Here is a 21,180-nt window from a genome sequence, read left to right as displayed (position 1 = left end):
GCACCGGGCCGGTGGTTCGTCCCGACTCCCGCCGGTTCAGTTGCCGCTCCACCAGCGCGAAACGGCCCGCCACAGCCTCGCGGGTGCGGCTTGCCTGCGCTGCTGCGGGATCCGGCCTGCGGCGGACCGCCCGGCGGACGTGCCACCGGACTCGTCGGTCACCGTCGCAGCGGACGTCACACCAGGCACACCAGGCACACCAGGCGCACCCATCGAGGCAGGCGCCGGTGCCGCACCGGGAGTGCGTCCGGGTGTGGGGGCGGTGTGCCGGACCGTGGACTGCACCTCCCAGTCCTGGCGCGGCAGGTTCGGCCTCCCCATGGACGGCGGTTCCTTGTCGTCCTGCGGCTCACGCACGGCGAAGTCGGCCGGCAGCTCCACCAGGTGCCGGCCCATGATGTTCCCGATCCAGCTCAGCTCGCTCTCGTCGACGGCGAGTTCGAGGTCGGGGAGCCTCATGAGCAGGGCGTCGACACCGACGTCCGCGATGGCGCGTCCGATGTCCTGCCCCGGGCATTCATGGGGGCCGCCGCTGAATGCGAGGTGGGCGCGGTTGCCTTCCATGTCGGCGTTGAGGTCGGGCCGCACCACCGGATCGGTGTTGGCCGGTGCGATGCCGACGATCAGGGCGTCGCCCGCCCTGATCTGCTTACCGCCCAGTTCGGTGTCGCCGACCGCCCAGCGGCCGAAGACCGCGGTGAACGGCGGTTCGTCCCACAGAGTCTGCTCGACCGCCTCGGGAACCGTCATATGGCCGCCGCTGAGCCTGGCCCGGAAGCGGGGGTCGGTGAGCACCACGCGCAGGACGTTGGCGATCAGGTTGGCGGTCGCCTCGTAGGAGGCGATGAGGATCAGCCGCAGATGTTCGCTGACCTCCTGGTCGTTCATTCCTGCGGGATGCTCGACGAGCCAGGTGGCGAAGTCGTCCGCGGGTTCGCGCCGGCGGCGCTGCACGAGCCGGGTCAGCACCTCGAGGACGTAGGCGTTGCTCGCGACCGCGGTCGCCGTGCCGCGGGTCATGTCGCGGGCGGCCTGGACCATCCGGTCGTTGTACTCCTCGGGCATGCCGAGGATCGCGCACATCACCATCATCGGCAGCCGCTCGGCGAACTGGCTGACCAGGTCGACGCGGCCTTCCTGGCAGAAGTCGTTGACGAGCCGGTTGCTGTAGCGGTTGACGTGGCGGCGCACCCCGCGGGTGTCGATGCGGCCCATGCTGTCGGTGACCGCGCCGCGCTGGCGTTCATGGGTGGCGCCGTCGGCGAAGACACAGACCGGCTGCCAGGTGAAGATCGGGGCCAGTGGGTGGTCCGGGGCGACGGTGCCGTCCTGCAGGGCCCGCCATCGCCGGGAGTCGCGGGAGAACTGCGAGGGGGTACGGGTCATGTGCAGGTTCTCGCTGTGCCCGAGGACCAGCCAGGCGGGTACGTCTCCGTGCAGCAGTACGGGGGCCACGCTGCCGTGTTCGGCGCGCAGCTTGTCGTACAGCCCGTGGGGGTCCCGCTCGGCCTCCGGGCCGTAGAGCCGGCGCAGTCCGCCGGGACCGACACCGAGGCCGTGGGCCGGGCACTCGGGGGGCGGAACCGGCCCCTGGGCCGCTCCGGGCTCGTAGTGGAATGGGGTTGTCACGATCGCTCCAGGGATCAGGATTCCAAGGACCAGACGGATGGGGCGCGCGGGGGGTGTGTACTGCTGTCAGGCGAGCGGGAGGGCCAGACTGTGCAGATAGCGCATCAGCGTCATCAGTACGTCGCGGCTGGAGGCACGCAGCCGGGCGTCGCAGTCGATCACCGGGACCTCGTCGGGGAGGTCCAGAGCGGCACGCAGCGCCTCGACGGGGTGTTTCGGGGCGTCGGGGAAGGTGTTGACGGCGACGACGAACGGCACGCCGCGCTCCTCCAGCCGCCCGATGACGTCGAAGCTGACTTCGAGGCGGCGGGTGTCGATGAGGACCACCGCGCCGAGGGCGCCTTCGAACAGGCCGTTCCACAGGAACCAGAACCGTTCCTGGCCCGGGGTGCCGAACAGATAGAGGATCAGTTCCTCACTGATGGAGATCCGGCCGAAGTCCATGGCGACAGTGGTGGCGGTCTTGCTCTCCACCCCGAAGTTGTCGTCCACGCCGACTCCGGCCTGGGTCATGGTCTCTTCGGTGGTCAGCGGCCGGATCTCGCTGACGGATCCGACCATGGTCGTCTTGCCGACCCCGAACCCTCCGACGATCACGACCTTCACCGCGGCTGTCGCCGTGGTGGGAAGGACGTCCTCGCGCCGGGGGCCGGTGATCGTGTCAGAGCTTCTGAAGTCCATGCATCACCGCTTCGAGAAGGGACCTGTCCGGGAGAGTGGCGCGGACGATGGGCGCGCGCGATTCGATGAGTTCGGTAGCGAGGAGTTCCGTGAGGAGCGAGGTCACCACGCTGAAGGGCAGACCGAGGTATGCCGAGATCTCGGCGACGGATAACGGCGCCTGACAGAGCCGCAGGATCACGGCCTGCTCGGGCTGGACCGTCGGCGTCGGCTGGGCCTTGGCGACGACCATCGTGACCAGGTCGAGCGGCGCCCGCTCGCTGCCGTCGGGATCGCCGGTGATCACGTACAGCCGTTCCGGGTCGCTCAGTGCCGGATCAGCCTTCCGGCGTTCTCGTCGGGGAGAATTCATCCGGCCTGCCCGTCATGGCGTGGCGGGCTCGTCAGGTGGGCGCCGATCCTGACGACCATGTCGCGCATCCGCGACCCGACGAGCCCCGCGTCGACCGTCTCACCGGCAAGGACCGCGAGGTACGCCCCGGTTCCGGCGGCCATCAAGTAGAAGAACCCGCCGGTGACTTCGATGACGACAAGGCGCATGAGGCCGTCGCTGTACGGGATTTCGGAGGCGACGGCGGCGGCCAGGCTCTGCAGCCCCGCGCAGGCCGCCGCGAGGCGGTCGGCGACATCGGGGTCGCCGCCGTGCCGGGCGATTCGCAGACCGTCGGCGGAGAGCACCACGATCTGGTGGATGTCCGGCACGTCGTCTGCCAGTTCCTTGAGCATCCAGTCCATATTTCCCCGCTGCTGGATCACTTCAGGTCTCCCTTGTCCCAGGCGTCGTCAGAGTCTTCGTCGGTCTTCGGCTCCTGCGGCACACCGTTGACGGCGTTGGTGAAGGCCTCCAGCCAGAGTCCGGGGGGCTGCGCCTTGCCGCTGTCGTTCCCCTGGCCGTGGCCGTTGGTGTGGCTGTTGCGCTGTCCTGCGGTGGGGTCGACGGGCTGTGCGGGGAGGTTGTGCGAGCCCAGGGGGGCGCGTCCGCGACTGCGGCGTTGCGGGAGACCGCCCGCGGTCCACTCGGTCACCACGGGGACGTCGTCCTCCATGGAGGCCGCGGGGACGGCCGGCCGGGTGACCGGTGCGACCGGTCCGGTGGCGGGGCGCCGGGCCACGGGGCGGGGCTTGCGGCGTGCCGGCACGACGTGCTTCATGGCCTCCTGGTCGATGTCGCTGGTGGGCCTCGACGTGGCGCCGATGCCGTGGGCGATGCCGGGAGCCGGTCCGGTGGTGATCATGGCGCGGGGCACGATGAGCACCGCGCGGACACCGCCATAGGCGGACTGCCGCAGCGAGACCTGGAGGTCGTACATCCGCGAGAGCCGTCCGACGACGGCCATGCCGAGTCGCGGGGACTCACCGAGGTCGTTCATGTTGGAGCCGGCCTGGGCCCTGGCGAGCATGTTCTCGGCCCGCGCGCGGGCCTCCTCGCTGAGCGATACGCCGCCGTCCTCGATCTCGATGGCGATGCCGGTCTGCACCTCCACGGCGGTGACGTGCACCCGGGTCTGCGGCGGCGAGTAGCGGGTGGCGTTGTCGAGGAGTTCGGCGCAGGCGTGGATGAGCGGTTCGACGGCCGTGCCGATGATGGCGACCTTGGCGATCGAGTGCAGATCGACGCGCGGGTACTCCAGGATCCGCGACATGGCGCCGCGCAGCACGCTGAACAGCGGCACGGGTTTGGGCCATTGGCGACTGGGGCGGGCGCCGCCGAGTACCGCGATGGAGTCGGCGAGACGGCCGATCAGCGCGGTGCCGTGGTCGATGCGGAGCAGGTCGTCGAAGACGTCGGGGTTGCGCCCGTGGTGCTCCTCCATCTCCCGCAGTTCACTCGCCTGGCGGTGGACGATCGCCTGGACGCGCCGGGCGACGTTGACGAAGGCGCGTTGCGCAGAATCACGCATCGCCTCTTCGTTGTCGATGATGTTCAGCACCGTGTAGACGAGGGTGCGCTGGGCGTCGGGCAGGTCGCGGTACAGCTCGTCCGCGTCGACGACGTCCCGGAGCACCTCTTCGGGCGAATTGCCCACGCGCAGCCGGTGGATGGCGGCCGGCAGGAGCTCCTTGCTGATCCGCACGGTCTCGTCGTCGTGTGTGGCGATGCGCCGCTCTAGGTCGACGAAGCGCCGTTCGTACACCGCACGCTGGGAGCGCAGATCACGTGCCCGGCGGGCGAGTTGAACGGTGAGTGCGACGACCACGACGGTGGCGAGCACGCCGCACCAGACGACTGGTATCCGCGCGGCCGCGGAAACCAGTGCCACCGCGGCGGCGGTGGCGCCGCCCATCAGGAACACGGGCAGCAACATGGCGCGAACGACGGGGGTTTCTCGTTCGATCGGCGGTGATTCAACACGAACCATCTAAACCTCTGGCGGTTGATTCGGGAGGTATACGCGCTTGCAGGACACCCGGGAACAAGCGCTCGAATTCATATCAACTCGACTTCGCTGCGCGTGAGCTTAGTCAGATCGGAACAGTGCTTCGGCACATTCACCCAACCCCCTGCGCGAGCACTCCCGCGGTAATACACTCACGAGTTTTTACACGCACCGCCTCCACGCGTGCACAAGGAGTAACGAGCGACGGAAATCCGGGAGAGAGAACACTCCTCGCACCTCACAGAGGGACATTCACAAACATGCCCGGAGGCCGATTCGAGCACTCTCATGGAAGGACTCATGGAAGGAGTGGCGTCGATGACGAAGTAGCCGAACGACTCGATCCCAGGATCGATCCATCGCGTCCCGCACAGAGAGACGCGGGCACATGTGATCGAAGCGGATCGAAAGAAGCACATTCATGACTGAAGGACGGGTGTACGGCAAGGTCGCCATAGTGACGGGCGGTGCGGGCGGTATCGGTGCGGAGATCTGCCGCGTCCTCACCGCGCAGGGCGCGACGGTCGTCGCAGCGGACCTGGCCCGGCCGAGAAGTACGCCGGCAGCGCTGCCACGTACCGGGGGCTGGACATCACCGACGAGCAGACCGTCGAGCGCGCCTTCGAAGAGATCGCCCGGACGTGTACGAGCGGATCGACACCCTGGTCGACGACGCTCTGAGCCGCCGGCCCGGATCATGTCCGGGTACGTCCCGCAGGACGCACCGGAAACCGAAGAAACGACGTACCGGAAACGAAGAAGAACGGACACACCATGGGGCCGACGCGGGGCTACACCATCGAATCGCTGGACACCGGGCTCCGGCTGATGCAGCTGTTCCTCACCCATGACACGCTCACCGTCACCGAGGCTGCCGAGCTGCTCTCCGTCGGCCGGTCCACCGCCCACCGGGTCCTCAGCACCCTGGAGGGACGCGGCTTCGCGATCCGGGACTCCTCCGGCCGCGGCTATTCGGCCGGTCCCGAACTGGTACGGCTCGGCCGCCCGGCGGGCTTCGGCACGGCCGTCCGCGAACAGCTCAAAGCGGTACTGGACGACGCGGTACGACGCACCGGTGAGACCGTGCAGAGTGCGGCGCTGATCGGCGACCAGATCATCGTCACCGACGGCCGCGAGTCGTCGCACCCGGTGCGGGTGATGCTGGAAATGGGCCGTACGCATCCCGCCCACGCCACCTCGGGCGGCAAGATGCTGCTCTCCCGGATGACGACGGAACAGGTCTGCGCCCTCTACCCGCAGGAGGAGCTGCCTGAGCTCACCCCGAACACCCTCGCCTCGCGGTCCGCACTGCTCGCGGAGCTCGACGAGATCCGCTCCTGCGGATACGCCCTCAGCCGCGGGGAGTCGGTCCGGGGCATGAACGCCGTCGCCGTTGCGCTGGCCGGGGCGAGCTGGCGGGACCGGCTGGCCCTGATGGCATCGGCACCCGCCGACCGCGGCGACTACGCGGCGCTCATCCGCCGCGCCGAGGAGCTGCGCAGGTCCGCCGCGCTGTTGGGCGCACTCTGAAGCGGGCTCCGAACCACCACCCATGACCATCCGGCACGCCGCGGTGGCCGCCGAGGCTCCCGAGTCGCGCGGGACGGTGCTCGCGACGTTCTGCACGATCGTGTAGGCGGGTCTCGGGCTGCCGGCCGTCGCTGCCGGACTGCTGGTGACGTACCAGGGGATGGCGCGGGCGATGAACGAGTTCACGCCGGCCGCCTCCGTAGTGTGTGTGCTGATCCTGGCCGCGCATCCACGGGTGAGCAGGCGCCCGGAACAGGCCGCCCGAGGGCCTGCTCCGGGGCCGGCGCCCGCCCCTAGTCCCAGAGGTCGGTGCTGTGGGCGTCCACCAGGGCGACGATGCGGGCGAGGACGTCGTCGGCGGACTGTGGATCGTGCCGGCGTCCGTCGCGCAGGCGCAGGGCGACATGGTCGTCGGCGGCTTCCCTGGCACCGATGACGGCTTGGTAGGGCACCAGGCGGGCTTCCCGGATGCGGGCACCCAGGGTGCCGCGTTCCGGTCCTGCGATCTCGGCCCGCAGCCCGAGACCGGTGCACCGCCGGGCGAGCGCCTCGGCATTCGGCAGCTCGGCTTCAAAGACCGGGAGGATCGCCAGCTGGGTGGGGGCGAGCCAGGCGGGGAAGGCCCCGCCGTGTTCCTCGATGAGGTGGGCGACGGCTCGCTCCACGCTGCCGATGATGCTGCGGTGGATCATGACCGGCCGGTGTTTCGCGCCGTCCGGGCCGATGTAGTGCAGGTCGAACCGGGCCGGCTGGTGGAAGTCGACCTGGACGGTCGACAGGGTGGACTCCCTGCCCGCACTGTCGGTGACCTGGACATCGATCTTCGGGCCGTAGAACGCGGCCTCTCCCTCGGCCGCCTCGTAGGGCAGGCCGGAGCGGTCGAGGACCTCGGTCAGCAGGGCGGCGGACCGCTGCCACATCTCGGGGTCGGCGACGTACTTCCCGCCGGGTCCCGGAAGGGAGAGCCGGTAGCGGGCCGGGCTCACGCCCAGCGCCCGGTACGCCCGGCGGATCAGCTCCAGCGCGGCCTGCGCTTCCTCGGCCACCTGGTCCAGGGTGCAGAAGATGTGCGCGTCGTTCAGCTGGATGGCCCTCACGCGGGTCAGTCCGCCGAGCACTCCGGAGAGTTCGGAGCGGTACATGCCGCCCAGCTCGGCCATGCGCAGCGGCAGTTCGCGGTAGCTGTGGGAGCGGGAGCGGTAGATGACCGCGTGGTGCGGACACAGGCTGGGCCGCAGCACGACCTGCTCCCCGCCCAGGTCCATCGGCGGGAACATGTCGTCGCTGTAGTGCGACCAGTGCCCGGAGATCTCGTACAGCTCCCGCTTGCCGAGCACCGGCGAGTACACGTGCCGGTAGCCAGCCCGCCGTTCGGCGGTGCGGATGTACTCCTCCAGGGTGTGGCGCACGGCTGCGCCGTCGGGCAGCCAGTACGGCAGTCCCGCGCCGATCAGTGGGTCGGTGTCGAACAGGTCCAGCTCACGGCCGAGCTTGCGGTGGTCGTTCATGACGGTCTCCTCGCGGTCGTCGGACGAGTGACCGCAGAGCGAAGCCCCGGGGCACTCGCCCCGGGGCTTCGGACTGAACAGCTGTCAGCGCGCCGGGACACTCTCCGGCGTCGTCGTCATGGCAGCGCGCTTCATACGGCGGACGTTAGCAGCGACGTACCGATGTCCGCACGGGATTTGTCTCCGGCGCTGCTGGCCCTGCGGCGCTGCCCGGCGGTGCGGTGGTGCCGGTCCCGCCGCGGGCCAATCCGGCGGAGTCCCGGCCCCGGTTCAGCGCCGGGCGCCACCGATGCGTCCCTCCAGCTGCACCAGCAACTCGCTGAGCTGGGTGCTGAGCCGGGTACGGGACTGCTCGTCGAGACCGGACAGCACCATGCGTTCGTACGCCAGCTGCCGGGGCAGCAGCCGGTCGACCAGGTCGCGGCCCTCCTCGGTGAGGCGGACATGGGCGACGCGGCGGTCTCGGGCGTCGCTGCGGCGGTCGACAAGCCCACGCTCCTGAAGGACCCGCAGACGCTTCGTGACGGCGGCACCGGAGGAGAACGTCTCCCTGGCCAGCTCGCCGGGGGTGAGTTCGCGGTCGGTACGGCGTACGGCACCGAGCAGGTCGAACTCGGCGCGGGTCAGGCCGGCGGCGCGCAGCGGGGCGTCCTCCGCCTGCTGGAGCAGAGCCGCGCAACGGTTGATACGGCCGATGAGTTCCATCGGTCCGGTGTCCAGCTCCGGATTGACGGCCTGCCACTGCCGCACCACCGAGGCGACGATGTCGTCGGTCACACCGCTCCGTTCTCCTGGGCGGGGGCGATCAGCCCCTGCCGTGTTGCTGTCGCCGCGAGCGTACGGTGTCCGGCCTGCTCGGCCGCGAGGACCTGTTCCTGGGGCAGGGCGCGCTGCCACCATTCGCCCGCTGCGGTGTCGTCGGCCTCGCGCAGCTCGACGAGCGATCCGGTCAGCCTGCGGCGCGCGGCGTCGAGGGCGGCGGGCGTGGGCTGCGGGGCGGCGAGCGCGTGTACGGCGTGGGCGCGGGCCCGGTCGGTGGCGGCCAGGGCCTTTTCCAGGCGTCCGGCGGCCCGGCGGTTGGTCACCAGCATGGCGGCGAGGATGCCCACCCCGGCGCCGATGACAGTGTCCAGGACCCGGTCGCCGATGAGCTCACCGGCCGGGTGGGTGCCGCCGAACTCCAGGACCAGCAAGGCCATCGGCGTGACGGCTATGGAGCCGAGCCAGTAGTTGCGGGTGATCAGGGCCTCCGCCGCGAAGCCGAAGAACAGGCAGAAGCCGATGAGGGCCAGCGGTCCGGTGCGGCTGACCGGGAGGACGGCGGCGAAGACGAGGACGCCGAGCAGATTGCCGAGGGTCCGCTGGAGGGCCCGGTTCCAGGACAATGTCACATTGGCCTGGTACAGGGAGGCGGCCGTGACGATCGCCCAGTAGGGTCGGCCGACGCCGGCCGCCTGGGAGACATATCCGGCCAGGGCGCAGCCGATGAGCGCACGGGCGCCGATGGGGAGCAGCGGGGAGCCCGGGGCGAGGCTGCGCAGCAGTGCGCGGCGGGCGTCGCGGCGGCTTCGTGTGCGTCCGGCGGCCCGTTCGGCGTCGATGCCGAACAACTCGTCGGACGTGCCGGGAGCGGGTGGCGGAGTGGGGACGGGTCCGCGGGCACGGGTCTGCCGGGCCCAGACGCGGAGCCGTTCGGGGTCGGAGGCGGGAGCAGCGGCGGCGGGAGCGATCGGGGAAGCGCCGTGGGTGCCCCCGGCGAGGGCGGCCTCGGCGTGGACGACGAGACGTTCGAGAGCCCGGCGCACGGGCGTGGGGCGTCCGGCGGCGAGCAGCGCCTGCCAGGCCGCGTGCACGGCCGCGACCGCGGCGCGCCGGGTGCGGTGGCCGGGGGCGGTGACGTATGCCGCGGCCGCATCGAGTGCGCGGGCGGTCGCCCGGCGTTCCGGACCCTCCCTGCGGATCATCGCGGGGCCGACCGTGACCAGCCAGGAGATCACGCCCGCGGCCAGGGTCAGCGCGAGGTGGCCGGGTACCTGGCCGAGGTGCTGAGGGGCGAAGAGTGCGGCCGAGGTCACGAACGTGAAGATCACCGGCCCGGGCGGGCCGATGCGAGTGGCGTCGCACAGCATCTTCTGTACGGCGGCGAGCAGTGCGCCCACCGCGATCAGCACGGCGGTCGATCCGGTGAGCGAGGCCGCGACGAGGGATATCGCCATGCCGATGACCATGGAGACGACGACTCCGGCGACGGCTCGGGCACGGCGGGCGTACGGCAGGTTGTGGCCGTACAGCGCACAGAGCGAGCCGGCCATCGTGTACATCACCAGGTCGAGCCGGTCGATGGTGAAGAGCAGCAGATCCGGTACGGCGGTGGCGACGACCACGCTCAGCGCCGGTTTGAACCACATGTCCGAGGGCCGGGCGAGGCGCAGGGGGGCGGCCAGCGGGAGTCTGCGGACCGAGGGCTGCCGGAATCGGATGGTTGTATCGCTCACTCAAATACTTTAACAGGTATTACACCTGTAAAACAATTTCTTCGATGACGACGCCGCGGCACTGACGGCCGCCCCCTCCGCGAACCCTTAGCGTTCAACCGCACGAGGACAGACAGGCATATTTCGATGCATCCACGAAGGAATCAGAATGAAGCTCACCAAACCGGTGCCCAGCGGTCCCTGCTGGATCGAGCTGAGCACGCCCGACATCCCGGCTGCCAAGTCGTTCTACGCGGCACTCTTCGGCTGGCGCTCGGAGACCGATCCGCGTGAGGAGGCGGGCGGCTACACCATGGCGCACCTCGCAGATGCGCGAGTGGCCGCACTGAGTCCGGTCTACCAGCCGGGACAGCCGCCCGCCTGGACGGTCTCGTTCGCCAGCGAGGACACGGACGCCACGGTCGAGAAGGTGAAGTCGGCGGGCGGCTCGCTCCTGGTCGGCCCGATGGACGTGTTCGACCAGGGCAGGTTCGCGGTGGTCGCGGATCCGTCCGGTGCGGTGTTCTCGCTGTGGCAGGGCCGCGCCTTCGCCGGCGCCGAGCGGCTGAACGACCCGGGCGCCCTCGGCTGGGTCGAACTCATCACCCGGGAGGCCGACCGGTCGCTCGCTTTCTATCCCTCGGTCTTCGGATGGACGGTGAACACCGCTTCGGAGAGTTACACGCAGTGGGGCGTGGACGGCGAGGACTTCGGCGGCATGCTGATCATGGACGACAGGTTCCCGCCGGAGGCGCCACCCAACTGGCTGCCGTACTTCGCCGTGGCGGACGTCGACGCGGCGGCGGCCACCGCGCAGGGGGCGGGCGGCGAACTGCTGATGCCCCCGACGAGCGTTCCGGACGGACCTCGGATCGCGGTGGTCCGAGATCCGCAGGGAGCGGTGTTCGGCATCCACCGGGCGGGCGACGAGGGCTAGGTCCGGTCGTCGGAGCCGGACGCCGGGCGGGCCGGATGCCGACGGACGCCGACGGACGCCGACGGGCAATCGGGTGGTACGGGCCCTGCCCCCGGGCGGTGTCCCGTACCCCTTGGTCGCCGTTCCGGCAGGTGACACGCTTCTGGAGTCGCTGGACGCCGAGCGCCGGGCCACACTGATCGCGACACCCACGGACCCGCGTACCCACCGGTTCGGCATCCGCCCGCAGGGGGACGGCGAACGGTCTTCCTGGAGTTCAGCTGATGTACGAGAGCGATGTCGGACTGCTCGCCCCCGGGCGGGCCGGCTCACCCGCCGAGACGGCCACCGGCGACAACGCCTTTCTGCAGGCGATGCTCGACGCCGAGGCCGCGCTCACCCGCGCCCAGTCCGTCTGCGGGCTCGCCCCTGCCGAGGCCGGGCGGGCGGTGACCGCGGCGGCGGCCGACGCGAGCCGATTCGATGCGCGGGATGTGGCGCTGCGCGCACGTGCGAGCGGCAATCCGGTCACCCCACTGGTCTTCGACCTGGTCGCCGCAGTGGAGGAGGACGTCCGGCCGTACGTGCACCGGGGCGCCTCCAGCCAGGACATCCTCGACACGGCCGCCATGCTGGTCGCCGCCCGGGCACTGGCACAGGTGCTCGACGATCTGGCGCGGTCCGCGGAGGCGGTGGCACGGCTCGCACTCGCACATCGCAACACCCCGATGGCCGGCCGTACGCTCACCCAGCACGCCGTGCCGACCACCTTCGGGCTGAAGGCAGCAGGGTGGCGTGCACTGATCCTCGACGCACGGGACCGGCTCTCGGCCGTACGGGAATCGCTACCCGCACAACTCGGTGGCGCGGCAGGAACGTTGGCCGCCTTCAATACCTTCGCGCCCGTCGACGAAGCCGAAATCGCCGACGACGACGGCCGGGGGCTGACCGTGCTCCAGGCATTCGCGAACGAACTCGGTCTGGCCGAACCGCTGTTGCCGTGGCTCAGTCTGCGTACCCCGATCGCCGATCTGGCGGGCGCGCTCGCCTTCACGACGGGTGCGCTCGGCAAGCTGGCGGCCGATGTGCTCACCCTGTCCCGTACCGAGATCGGCGAGGTCACCGAGGGAAAGGGCGGCGTTTCGTCCACCATGCCGCACAAGGCCAACCCGGTGCGCGCCACGCTGATCGCCGCCGCCGCCCGCCGCGCCCCCGGCCTGGCGGCGACACTGTACGGCTCGCTCGTAGCGGAGGACGAGCGGCCGGCCGGGTCGTGGCACGCCGAATGGGAGCCGCTGCGCGAACTGCTGCGGCTCGTCGGCCAGGCCGCGTACGACGCCGCCGAACTCACCGACGGACTGCGCGTCGTCCCGTACGCCATGCGGGAGAATCTCCAGCTCACCGACGGGCTGATCGTCACGGAACGGCTGGCCGCCGTGTTCGCCGAGCGCATCGGCCGCAAGCGCGCCAAGGAGGTTCTGGTGAGCGCCGCCGCCCGGGCCCGTGCGGAGACCACGGATCTGGCCGATGTCCTCGGCGATGTGCTGGACGAGGAGCCCGAACTTGCCGGTCTCGATCTTTCCGACCTGACCGAACCCGCCCGGTACACCGGCTGCGCAGGCGCCCTCACCGACCGTGCGCTGGACCGCGGATGACCGCACTCGCCGTCCGATTCCCGGTGGCGCCGCTCATCCGCCACACCGGTCAACGAGGGACGTCGTCCCCGCGGATCCGGGCATGGACGTGCATGTCGTGCCAGCCGTCGGCATGCAGATGGCCCCGGCGCCTGGTGCCCTCCATGGCGAAGCCCGCTTTGGCCGCCACTCGGCAGGACGCCTCGTTCAGCACGGAGTGGGCGAGTTCGAGGCGCTCGAACCCGATCTCGTCGAAGGCCCAGCGCGCCAGCACCGAGACCGCTCGAGGGGCGACGCCGCGTCCGCGGGCGGCCGGCAGCGTCCAGTAGGCACATTCGGCGTGACCGATGGCCGGCGTCAGGGAGCGGAGTGCGACCCGGCCGAGCACTTCCTCGGCTCGGTCGGCCGCGCTTGCGGGGCGGACGACGGCCCAGTGGGCTCCGGTCTCGCAGTACCAGGCGCTCCGCCACTGGTCGATCCAGTCGCGCGCCTCGTCCTCGGAGTCGGCCCGGCGCAGGTGCCAGCGCTGGATGACCGGGTCGGCGAAGGCCGCGAGTACGGCCGGTGCGTCCGCGTACCGCCACGGCCGCAGGAGCAGGTCGTCGGCGACCGGCAGAGCGGGCTGTACGGAGTCCGCGAGGCGCCCCGGAGGGATATGGGGCGGCACCAAGTACGGCATGGGCGCATCATCGCACGGGGCCGAACCCGTTCCGGCGGTACACGAGAGCCCCCTTGTGCGGAAGATCGCGCAAGGGGGCTTTTGCGTATCCGCGTCAGCCGAGGCCGCGGGCGTCCTGCTTGAGAGCGGTGTCCACGGTCAGCGCCGTTGCGACGACGAGGCTCAGCAGCGGCTCGGGCAGCTGGTAGTGGATCTGCAGCACATAGTTGTCCGCCGTGGTGAACAGCGTCTTCGCGAGGCCTTCCCAGGTCTTGGTGATCCGGGCTATCTCCGCGTCGTTGTGGTCGACGATCGCGAAGTTCCAGGCGCGCCAGTTCTCCGCCTTGATCGCGCCGATCTGCCGGCCCTCCGCCATGATCGCGAAGTTGATCTTGCCGATGGCGTTCTGCTGGACGATCTCGCCGACCGGCTGCCCGTCGGGGCGCTGCACGATGACCTTGGACTTGATGAACTTCGCCGGGCGGGTCAGCAGGAGCTGCGGCTGACCGTACGCGTCACGGATCTCGAGGCGGTGGGTCAGGTACTGGTCGATGCTGGTCAGGAAGCGCAGGACCTTGCGCAGGGCGCTCTGGCCGACCTGGACGACCGAGCCGACGGTGTTGCCGTGCTGGTCGAAGACGCTGTACTCGTTCGTCACCTCGATCAGCTTGGCCTTCTGGTTCACGACCAGGACCTGCTGATTGAAGAGCGAGCCGGCGCCGGGAACGCCCCCCTGCTGGGGCTGGGCCGCCTGCTGCGGCGGAACCCCGGGCTGCTGGTGGGCGATCTGCTGGGACGGCACCCCTGCCTGCTGGTACACGGCCTGCTGCGCAGAAGCGGCCTGCTGATGCTGCGGGGCGCCCTGCTGCTGCGGCACCTGAGCCTGCGGCTGAGCGGTCGCCTGCGCCTGGGCCGCGGCCTGGGGCTGCTGCCCACCGGCCGGGTTGGTGTGCTCGGTCCACCGGGAACCGTCCCAATAGCGCAGCAGCTGGGGAGCGCCGTGCGGATCCGGATACCAGCCCGCAGATACGTTCGAGTGCGTTGTCACCGGGGCACACTATCCCGCCCCTCCGACAACAGAGGCCACATCCCGTGCATCCACAGCATGCACCCCTCGTTGAAACTTCACACACCACGTAGGATGGCAGGGATGAACAGGCTGAGCGAACGGACGCACCGACGACGGCAGAGCGCCCACGCGTCGGCCGTTCTCGGCTGGCTGTTCGTACTGCTCGCCATGGTCTCGTGCTGTTCGGTCGCGGCCGCGGACTCGTCCGCGCACCGGACGGCAGCCCCGGGCTCGGTTTCGCATCAGTCCGGTACCCGTACCGCAGCCGCCGCCCGGGCCATGACGCCCGCGCATCCCGTGGTCGTACGGACCGTAGTGGCCGATGCTCCTGAGGACCGGGGCATGGGCAGTTCCTGCCACGGAACCTCCGAGCATGCGACACCCGTCGTACTGCCCGGCCAGAGCGCACCCGTGGCCCTTCCCGGCGTGACCGCCACAGCCCCCGTCGCCCCGCTCACCGGCGCCGCCGCGATCCGCGGCCCGTCCAACGACGCCGTGCGGGAAGTCGACCATCTGCGTCTGCAGGTTCAACGGATCTAGAGGCAGGGCCCGTTCCTCGGGACACCGAGGACGTTCTCCCGCATGCCCTCAGCTCCGTCAGTCTTGTTGAACCGAAGGACGACTCTCCATGGCTTCCGCCAAGAAGCAGAACACCCCTGCCGCCGCGCGCCGCGCCAAGCTGGAGGAGGCCCGCCGCAAGGAGCGGGCCCGCGAGCGGCGCAGCCGCATCATCACCCTCACCGCCTCCGTCGCCGTGATCGCCGCACTCGTCGCGGGCGGCGGCTACCTGATGTCCGCCGCCAACGACAAGGAAGAGGCCGAGGTGGAGGCCAAGTCCTCGCCCGTACAGGGCGAGCGGACCTGGGACAAGCTCTCCCAGAACCATGTCGAGAAGAAGGTCGACTACCCGATGAACCCGCCGGTCGGCGGCGATCACAACCCGGTGTGGATGAACTGCGACGCCGATGTCTACACCAAGGCGATACCGAAGGAGAACGCCGTCCACTCCCTTGAGCACGGCGCGGTCTGGGTCACCTACACGAGCAAGGCGAAGCCGGCCGACATCAAGAAACTGGGCGAGCGGGTCGAGGCAACGACCTACTCCCTGATGAGCCCGGTCGAGGACCAGGCCGCCCCGCTCATGCTCAACGCCTGGGGCAAGCAGGTGACGGTGACGAGTGCCACCGACGCACGCGTGGCGCAGTTCTTCACCAAGTACGTGCAGGGTCCGCAGACCCCGGAGCCGGGCGCGGCCTGCACCGGCGGGATCGCCCGGTGACGTCCGCGATCCGCTCCTCGCGCCCGATGATGATGGCGGGCGGTGTGGTGCTGCTGCTGGCGCTGGGCCTGGTCGCGCTGATGCTCGTACGGCCGTCGTCCTCCGCGGGCTCCGCCGCACCGGCGGCAGCACCCTCGGACACCTCCGCCGATGTCGGGTTCGCGCGCGACATGTCGATCCACCATCAGCAGGCGGTCGAGATGTCGTTCATCGTGCGGGACCGTACGTCCGGCGTGGCAGTACGCCGGCTCGCGTACGACATCATCAACACCCAGGCCAATCAGCGCGGCATGATGCTCGGCTGGCTGGAGATGTGGGGCCGGGCGAAGTCGTCCGGCGCACCTCCCATGGAGTGGATGGGGCACACCGTCACGCCCAGGGGCGACGGTTCGCTGATGCCGGGCATGGCGACCGACACCGAACTCGACGCACTGCGGGCGGCAAAGGGCAAGGACGCCGAGGTGCTGTTCCTGAAGCTGATGACCGCGCACCACCGCGCCGGTGCGGAGATGGCACAGGCGGCGGCCGCCGCGGCCGGGACCGATGAGATCAGGAATCTGGCGGCGGGCATGGTCCGGGGCCAGCAGTCCGAGATCAAGCTCATGGCGGACATGCTCAAGGAGCGCGGTTCGACGGCCTGAGCTCCGTACGTTCCGACGGCCCGTGCGGGCGCGTGCACGAAGTCCGCCCTCACCGGCGGCCCGTTCGCGGCAGGTTCCTTCTCCTGCGAACGGGCCGCCCCGGCGATGACACGGCGAACGGCCTCAGGGCTTGCCGGTCGCAGAAGCTCACCAGCTCACAGGACTGATCGCACAAGGGATCGCATAGGCTCGGATCCAACATGAAGAGCAACCTCACACCGCTGGGGCCCAAGGCCGACAAGGACACCGTACGCCGGAGCAACCTCAGTCTGGTGCTGCGGGCCGTCCGTGACGAGGGCGAGGCGACCAGGGCCGGGGTCGCCGCGCGGGTGGGGCTGACCCGGGCCGCGGTGTCCTCGCTCGTCGAGCAACTCATCGACATCGGGTTCCTCACCGAGTCCGGCAAGACCTTCAGCGGGCAGGCGGGTCGCCCCGGGACCGCGCTCAAAGTGGCGCGCACGGGGCCTGCCGGGCTCGGTGTGGAGGTCAACATCGACTATGTGTCGGTATGTGTCGTCGATCTGGCGGGCACCGGCCGGGTACGGCTCACCGAGCACCTCGACAACCGCGGCGCGCCGCCCGCGGAGGTGCTGGCGCGGGCGGCCGGGATCGCGGCGCGCACCCTGGAGTCGGCGCGCGAGCAGGAACTGTTCCCGGTCGGCGTGGCGCTCGCCCTGCCCGGTCTGGTCTCCGGCGGTGCGGTTCGCCAGGCGCCCAACCTGGGCTGGAATCAGGTTCCGGCCGAGGAACTCTTCGCCGCTTCGCTCGCCGCCGAGCGACCCGGTCGCCAGGCGCTGCCGGTGAGTTCGGAGAACGAGGCCAATCTGGCGGCGCTCGCCGAGCTCTGGTTCGGCGGACTCGGCACGGTCCGTAGTTTCCTCTATCTGACGGGCGAGATCGGCGTCGGTGGTGCCCTGGTCATCGACGGTGAACTCCTGCGCGGGGCACACGGGTTCGCCGGGGAGATCGGGCATGTGGTGGTGGACGCACAGGGACCGCAGTGCCGGTGCGGATCGCGCGGCTGTCTGGAGCAGTACGCGGGACAGACGGCGCTGTTGCGGGCCGCCGGGATCCAGGAGTCCGGCAGCGGCTCCGGGGTGGCCGAGCTGGAACGGCGCGCCCGGGCCGGGGACGAGCAGGCGGTGGCCGCTGTCGCGGAGGCCGGCCGGATGCTGGGGCGGGTGCTGTCCGGGACGGTGAATCTGCTCGACCCGGACGCGGTGGTGCTCGGCGGGATATACCGGAACCTGATGCCGTGGCTGTCACCGCCCGCCGACGAGGAGCTGACCGGCCGGGTGGTGTCCGGGCTCTGGACCCCCGGGAGCCGCCGTCTGCGCGCCTCGTCCGTGGCGGGTGACGCGGCTCGGGGCGCTGCGGCGCTGGTGATGACGGGGGTACTGGCCGACCCGGTGGCCTACGCGGACGGCCGGGAAACCGGCTGATCCGCCCCTGTGCGTACGGGCCCGGGCAGGCGGCCGATCCGCCCGCACGGGCACGGACCGGACAACCGGCTGCTTTGCCCGCACGGGCGCGGGCCGGGCACGGACCGGACAATCGGCCGATCCGCCCTCACGGGGTACAGGCGGACCGTCGGACGCTCCACGCGAACGCGAACGGGTGTGGGCCGGACAACTGATGTCCGGCCCACACCCGTGGCGCCGCGCCGCTGCGGGCCGGGATCAGCGGACCCCGAGCAGGTGGTCCATCGCCAGCTGGTCCAGGGCCTCGAACGCCATGCCTCGTTCCGCCGCCGCGTTCACGTCGAACTCCTCGAACGCCGACCGGTCGGCCAGCAGCCCGGCCACGCCGTCCTCGGCGGTGGGGCGGGCGAGCTCGTCGAGCCGGGACGCACGCAGCGCCTCCTGCACGGCGGGGTCGGCGCGGAAGGCGGCGGCGCGCTCCTTGAGGATCAGGTAGTTGCGCATGCAGCCCGCGGCCGAGGCCCAGACACCGTCGTAGTCCTCGGTCCGCGGCGGCTTGAAGTCGAAGTGCCGCGGGCCCTGGTAGCCCGCCGTCTCCAGCAGGTCGACGAGCCAGAACGCCTGGCGCAGGTCACCCGCGCCGAAGCGTAGGTCCTGGTCGTACTTGATGCCGGACTGACCGTTCAGGTCGATGTGGAAGAGCTTGCCCGCCCAGAGTGCCTGCGCGATGCCGTGCGGGAAGTTCAGCCCGGCCATCTGCTCGTGCCCGGTCTCCGGGTTGACGCCGACGAGCTCCGGGCGCTCCAGACGCTCGATGAAGGCGAGGGCGTGACCGATGGTCGGCAGCAGGATGTCGCCGCGCGGCTCGTTCGGCTTGGGCTCGATGGCGAACTTCAGGTCGTACCCCTGCTCGGTGACGTAATCGCCGAGCAGGTCGAAGGCTTCCTTCATCCGGTCGAGGGCGACCCGGATGTCCTTGGCGGCGCCGGACTCGGAGCCCTCGCGGCCGCCCCAGGCCACATAGGTGGTGGCGCCGAGCTCGACGGCGAGGTCGATGTTGCGCAGCGTCTTGCGCAGGGCGTAACGGCGTACGTCCCGGTCGTTGGCGGTGAACGCGCCGTCCTTGAACACCGGATGGGTGAAGAGGTTCGTCGTCGCCATGGGGACGACGAGTCCGGCCGCGTCCAGCGCCTGCCGGAACCGCTTCACGATCCCTTCGCGCTCGGTGTCCGTCGAGCCGAACGGGATCAGGTCGTCGTCGTGGAATGTCACACCGTATGCACCGAGCTCCGCGAGCCGCTGCACGGAGTCGACCGGGTCGATCGCCGTGCGGGTCGCATCGCCGAAGGGGTCGCGCCCCTGCCAGCCCACCGTCCACAGTCCGAAGGTGAACTTGTCGTCGGGCGTGGGCGTGAAGCGTTCCGTCATCGTCTGGCCGCCTTCAGTGCTGTCGGGTTCCATGACCGGTCGAGGTGGCCGAACCCTATTTGTTTACTGTCATGACTAATCATGCACCGAGCACGTCCGGCACGTAACCCCCCATAGCCAGAAGTTCGGAGGGATCACTGTTCCGGGCGGGATCGATCGCGTAATTTGTTTTCCGTACGATCAAATTTCCGTGGTTCCACCCAGCAACCACACTCCGAAGCGATGCACGCCCCGCAGCCGTCTCGCTGCATCCGTCTCCCCGCAGTCATCTGCCCGCAGCACAGGAATGAGGTCACCCATGCCGCCGCGTACCGTCGTCATCGGTGTGGACAGCTCCACCCAGTCCACCAAAGCCGCCTTCGTCGATGCCGGAACCGGCCGGCTGCTCGCTGTCGGCCGGGCACCGCATGCCGTCACCGGCGAGGCGGGTGCCCGCGAGAGCGACCCGGAGGTGTGGTGGCAGGCGCTGTGCGACGCCGTCGCCGCCGGCCTGAAGGAGTCCGGCGTCGCCGCCTCCGCCGTGACCGGTATCGCGGTCGCGGGGCAGCAGCACGGGCTGGTCGTCCTCGACCGGACGGGGCGTCCACTGCGCCCCGCGATGCTGTGGAACGACACCCGCTCCGCCCCGCAGGCCGCCACCCTCACCGCGGCACTGGGCGGGGCCGAGGCCTGGACCGCGCGGACCGGATCCGTGCCGGTGGCCTCCATCACCGCAACGAAGTGGCAGTGGCTGCGGGAGAACGAACCGGAGAACGCCGCCGCGGCCGCGGCCGTACGCCTCCCCCACGACTTCCTGACCGAACGCCTCGCAGACACCGCCGCCACCGACCCCGGTGACGCCTCGGGCACCGGCTGGTACTCCACCGCGACCGGTGCGTACGACCCCGAACTCCTCGAACTCCTCGGTCTGGACGCCGCGTTGCTGCCCGAGGTGGCCGAGACCGGCGCGACCAGAATCGGTTCGCTGAGCGCCGAAGCGGCCGCCGCGCTCGGCCTGCCGGACGGAATCGCCGTGGCCGCGGGCACCGGGGACAACATGAGCGCCGCCGTCGGCCTCGGACTGGGCGGCGCCGGACTGCTGGACCATCCCGTCCTCAGCCTCGGCACCTCGGGGACGGTCTTCGCCGCCTCCCGGACACGGCCCGCGTCGACGGCACTCTCCGGCTTCGCCGCTGCGGACGGTACGTACCTCCCGCTGGCCTGCACCCTCAACTGCACGCTCGCCGTGGACAAGGTCGCCGCACTGCTCGGCCTGGAGCGCGACGACGCGGCCCCCGGCGGCGAGGCGGTGCTCCTCCCCTACCTCGACGGCGAACGCACCCCCGATCTGCCCACCGCCTCCGGCCTGCTCACCGGGCTGCGGCACGACACCACCCCGCAGCAACTCCTGGGCGCCGCCTACGAGGGCGCGGTCTTCACCGTGCTGCGCGCCCTCGACGAACTCCTGCGGGCCTGCGGCCTCGACCCGGCCGACCCCGAGGTGGCCGGCCGGCCGCTGCGCCTGATCGGCGGCGGCGCCCAGGGGCGCACCTGGGTGGAGACGGTACGGCGGCTCTCAGGCCGGCCGGTGATCGTGCCCGGGAGCGGCGAACTGGTGGCCCTGGGTGCGGCCGCGCTGGCCGCCGCCGCGGCAACCGGCAAGGACCCGGTCGCGATCGCCACCGGTTGGAACACCGGTGAGGACACCCAACTGCCCGCCGTCCAGCGGGACTCGGCAACCTGGGAGCGGGTCGGCTCGGCGCTGGAGCGGGCCGCGGGCCCACTGCTGGGCAGGGCCTGACACCCGTACACCCGACACGCCCTGGCCGCTGCACGGCCCTGCACGCCCGAGCTCGGGCTTCAACCCCGGCGCGTGCCGCTACGGGCAGAGAAGATGTCGTGTCCGTTCACCACGTCAACTTCGCGACCGGCTTGGTCGTGTCGGGTCGACTGTC

At 70.6% G+C, this 21,180-nt stretch carries 20 protein-coding genes; 9 read left to right on the top strand and 11 right to left on the bottom strand.

Annotated features, from left to right (window positions below; genetic code table 11):
• Positions 1–36: 36 nt before the first annotated feature.
• The 5 genes from ACFVYE_RS08160 to ACFVYE_RS08140 all read right to left on the bottom strand — a co-directional run bounded on the left by ACFVYE_RS08160 (position 37) and on the right by ACFVYE_RS08140 (position 4,670).
• A complete protein-coding gene (locus ACFVYE_RS08160; protein WP_383969225.1) occupies positions 37–1,629 on the bottom strand; it encodes a cytochrome P450 in 1,593 nt (530 codons plus the stop codon).
• A gap of 66 nt (positions 1,630–1,695) precedes the next feature.
• Complete coding sequence (locus tag ACFVYE_RS08155; RefSeq protein WP_383969228.1) at positions 1,696–2,310, bottom strand: ATP/GTP-binding protein; 615 nt, start codon at positions 2,308–2,310, stop codon at positions 1,696–1,698.
• The gene (locus ACFVYE_RS08150; RefSeq protein WP_189279429.1) at positions 2,291–2,662 is read right to left on the bottom strand and encodes a DUF742 domain-containing protein; all 372 of its coding nucleotides are present in this window, start codon (positions 2,660–2,662) and stop codon (positions 2,291–2,293) included. The genes ACFVYE_RS08155 and ACFVYE_RS08150 overlap by 20 nt, the downstream gene beginning before the upstream one ends.
• Complete coding sequence (locus tag ACFVYE_RS08145; protein WP_093896207.1) at positions 2,659–3,066, bottom strand: roadblock/LC7 domain-containing protein; 408 nt, start codon at positions 3,064–3,066, stop codon at positions 2,659–2,661. The genes ACFVYE_RS08150 and ACFVYE_RS08145 overlap by 4 nt, the downstream gene beginning before the upstream one ends.
• Positions 3,063–4,670: a sensor histidine kinase gene (locus ACFVYE_RS08140; RefSeq protein ID WP_383969230.1), complete on the bottom strand. Its 1,608-nt coding sequence runs from the start codon at positions 4,668–4,670 to the stop codon at positions 3,063–3,065. The genes ACFVYE_RS08145 and ACFVYE_RS08140 overlap by 4 nt, the downstream gene beginning before the upstream one ends.
• A 439-nt stretch (positions 4,671–5,109) precedes the next feature.
• Here ACFVYE_RS08140 and ACFVYE_RS08135 point away from each other — a divergent pair, with 439 nt between their 5' ends.
• Complete coding sequence (locus tag ACFVYE_RS08135) at positions 5,110–5,517, top strand: SDR family NAD(P)-dependent oxidoreductase (protein WP_383969233.1); 408 nt, start codon at positions 5,110–5,112, stop codon at positions 5,515–5,517.
• Positions 5,463–6,218 carry an IclR family transcriptional regulator gene (locus ACFVYE_RS08130; RefSeq protein WP_383969236.1) on the top strand — a complete coding sequence of 252 codons (756 nt, stop codon included), beginning with the start codon at positions 5,463–5,465 and terminating at the stop codon, positions 6,216–6,218. The genes ACFVYE_RS08135 and ACFVYE_RS08130 overlap by 55 nt, the downstream gene beginning before the upstream one ends.
• Positions 6,219–6,511: 293 nt before the next feature.
• Here ACFVYE_RS08130 and thrS read toward each other — a convergent pair whose 3' ends face one another.
• The 3 genes from thrS to ACFVYE_RS08115 all read right to left on the bottom strand — a co-directional run bounded on the left by thrS (position 6,512) and on the right by ACFVYE_RS08115 (position 10,221).
• A complete protein-coding gene (gene thrS, locus ACFVYE_RS08125) occupies positions 6,512–7,726 on the bottom strand; it encodes a threonine--tRNA ligase (protein ID WP_383969239.1) in 1,215 nt (404 codons plus the stop codon).
• Between the two features lie 270 nt (positions 7,727–7,996).
• Positions 7,997–8,503: a MarR family winged helix-turn-helix transcriptional regulator gene (locus ACFVYE_RS08120; protein ID WP_383053569.1), complete on the bottom strand. Its 507-nt coding sequence runs from the start codon at positions 8,501–8,503 to the stop codon at positions 7,997–7,999.
• Positions 8,500–10,221, bottom strand: a complete 1,722-nt coding sequence (locus tag ACFVYE_RS08115; RefSeq protein ID WP_383969242.1) for an FUSC family protein — start codon at positions 10,219–10,221, stop codon at positions 8,500–8,502. Before ACFVYE_RS08115 ends, ACFVYE_RS08120 begins: the two co-directional genes overlap by 4 nt.
• A gap of 148 nt (positions 10,222–10,369) precedes the next feature.
• On the opposite strand from ACFVYE_RS08115, the gene ACFVYE_RS08110 reads away from it, so the two are divergent.
• Together ACFVYE_RS08110 and pcaB are read left to right on the top strand one after the other, a co-directional pair.
• Complete coding sequence (locus ACFVYE_RS08110) at positions 10,370–11,137, top strand: VOC family protein (RefSeq protein ID WP_383969245.1); 768 nt, start codon at positions 10,370–10,372, stop codon at positions 11,135–11,137.
• Positions 11,138–11,400: 263 nt separating this feature from the next.
• Positions 11,401–12,771, top strand: a complete 1,371-nt coding sequence (gene pcaB, locus ACFVYE_RS08105; protein ID WP_389604645.1) for a 3-carboxy-cis,cis-muconate cycloisomerase — start codon at positions 11,401–11,403, stop codon at positions 12,769–12,771.
• Between the two features lie 49 nt (positions 12,772–12,820).
• On the opposite strand, the gene ACFVYE_RS08100 is transcribed toward pcaB, so the two are convergent.
• Both ACFVYE_RS08100 and ACFVYE_RS08095 read right to left on the bottom strand, forming a co-directional pair.
• Positions 12,821–13,429, bottom strand: a complete 609-nt coding sequence (locus tag ACFVYE_RS08100; protein ID WP_389604643.1) for a GNAT family N-acetyltransferase — start codon at positions 13,427–13,429, stop codon at positions 12,821–12,823.
• A 94-nt stretch (positions 13,430–13,523) separates the two neighbouring features.
• On the bottom strand, positions 13,524–14,456 hold the full coding sequence (locus ACFVYE_RS08095) for a phospholipid scramblase-related protein (RefSeq protein ID WP_389604641.1): 933 nt from the start codon (positions 14,454–14,456) through the stop codon (positions 13,524–13,526).
• 102 nt (positions 14,457–14,558) lie between these two features.
• Between ACFVYE_RS08095 and ACFVYE_RS08090 the strand changes: the two genes are divergently transcribed.
• From ACFVYE_RS08090 to ACFVYE_RS08075, 4 genes are all read left to right on the top strand, one after another.
• The gene (locus ACFVYE_RS08090) at positions 14,559–15,017 is read left to right on the top strand and encodes a hypothetical protein (protein WP_383969256.1); all 459 of its coding nucleotides are present in this window, start codon (positions 14,559–14,561) and stop codon (positions 15,015–15,017) included.
• Between the two features lie 88 nt (positions 15,018–15,105).
• A complete protein-coding gene (locus tag ACFVYE_RS08085; protein ID WP_389604639.1) occupies positions 15,106–15,756 on the top strand; it encodes a DUF3105 domain-containing protein in 651 nt (216 codons plus the stop codon).
• Positions 15,753–16,397 carry a DUF305 domain-containing protein gene (locus ACFVYE_RS08080; RefSeq protein ID WP_383969262.1) on the top strand — a complete coding sequence of 215 codons (645 nt, stop codon included), beginning with the start codon at positions 15,753–15,755 and terminating at the stop codon, positions 16,395–16,397. Before ACFVYE_RS08085 ends, ACFVYE_RS08080 begins: the two co-directional genes overlap by 4 nt.
• Positions 16,398–16,597: 200 nt before the next feature.
• Entirely contained in the window at positions 16,598–17,839 is a 1,242-nt protein-coding gene (locus ACFVYE_RS08075; RefSeq protein ID WP_383969265.1) for an ROK family protein, read from the top strand.
• A gap of 237 nt (positions 17,840–18,076) precedes the next feature.
• Here the strand turns inward: ACFVYE_RS08075 and xylA are convergent, their stop codons facing one another.
• Complete coding sequence (xylA, locus tag ACFVYE_RS08070; RefSeq protein ID WP_383969268.1) at positions 18,077–19,246, bottom strand: xylose isomerase; 1,170 nt, start codon at positions 19,244–19,246, stop codon at positions 18,077–18,079.
• Between the two features lie 298 nt (positions 19,247–19,544).
• On the opposite strand from xylA, the gene xylB reads away from it, so the two are divergent.
• Entirely contained in the window at positions 19,545–21,026 is a 1,482-nt protein-coding gene (gene xylB / locus ACFVYE_RS08065) for a xylulokinase (protein WP_389604636.1), read from the top strand.
• Positions 21,027–21,180 lie beyond the last annotated feature (154 nt).

Source organism: Streptomyces sp. NPDC058239, assembly GCF_042882185.1.
GTDB lineage: Bacteria > Actinomycetota > Actinomycetes > Streptomycetales > Streptomycetaceae > Streptomyces.
Note: the sequence above shows the minus strand (reverse complement) of the source record. Positions and strands in the feature narration are given on the sequence as shown.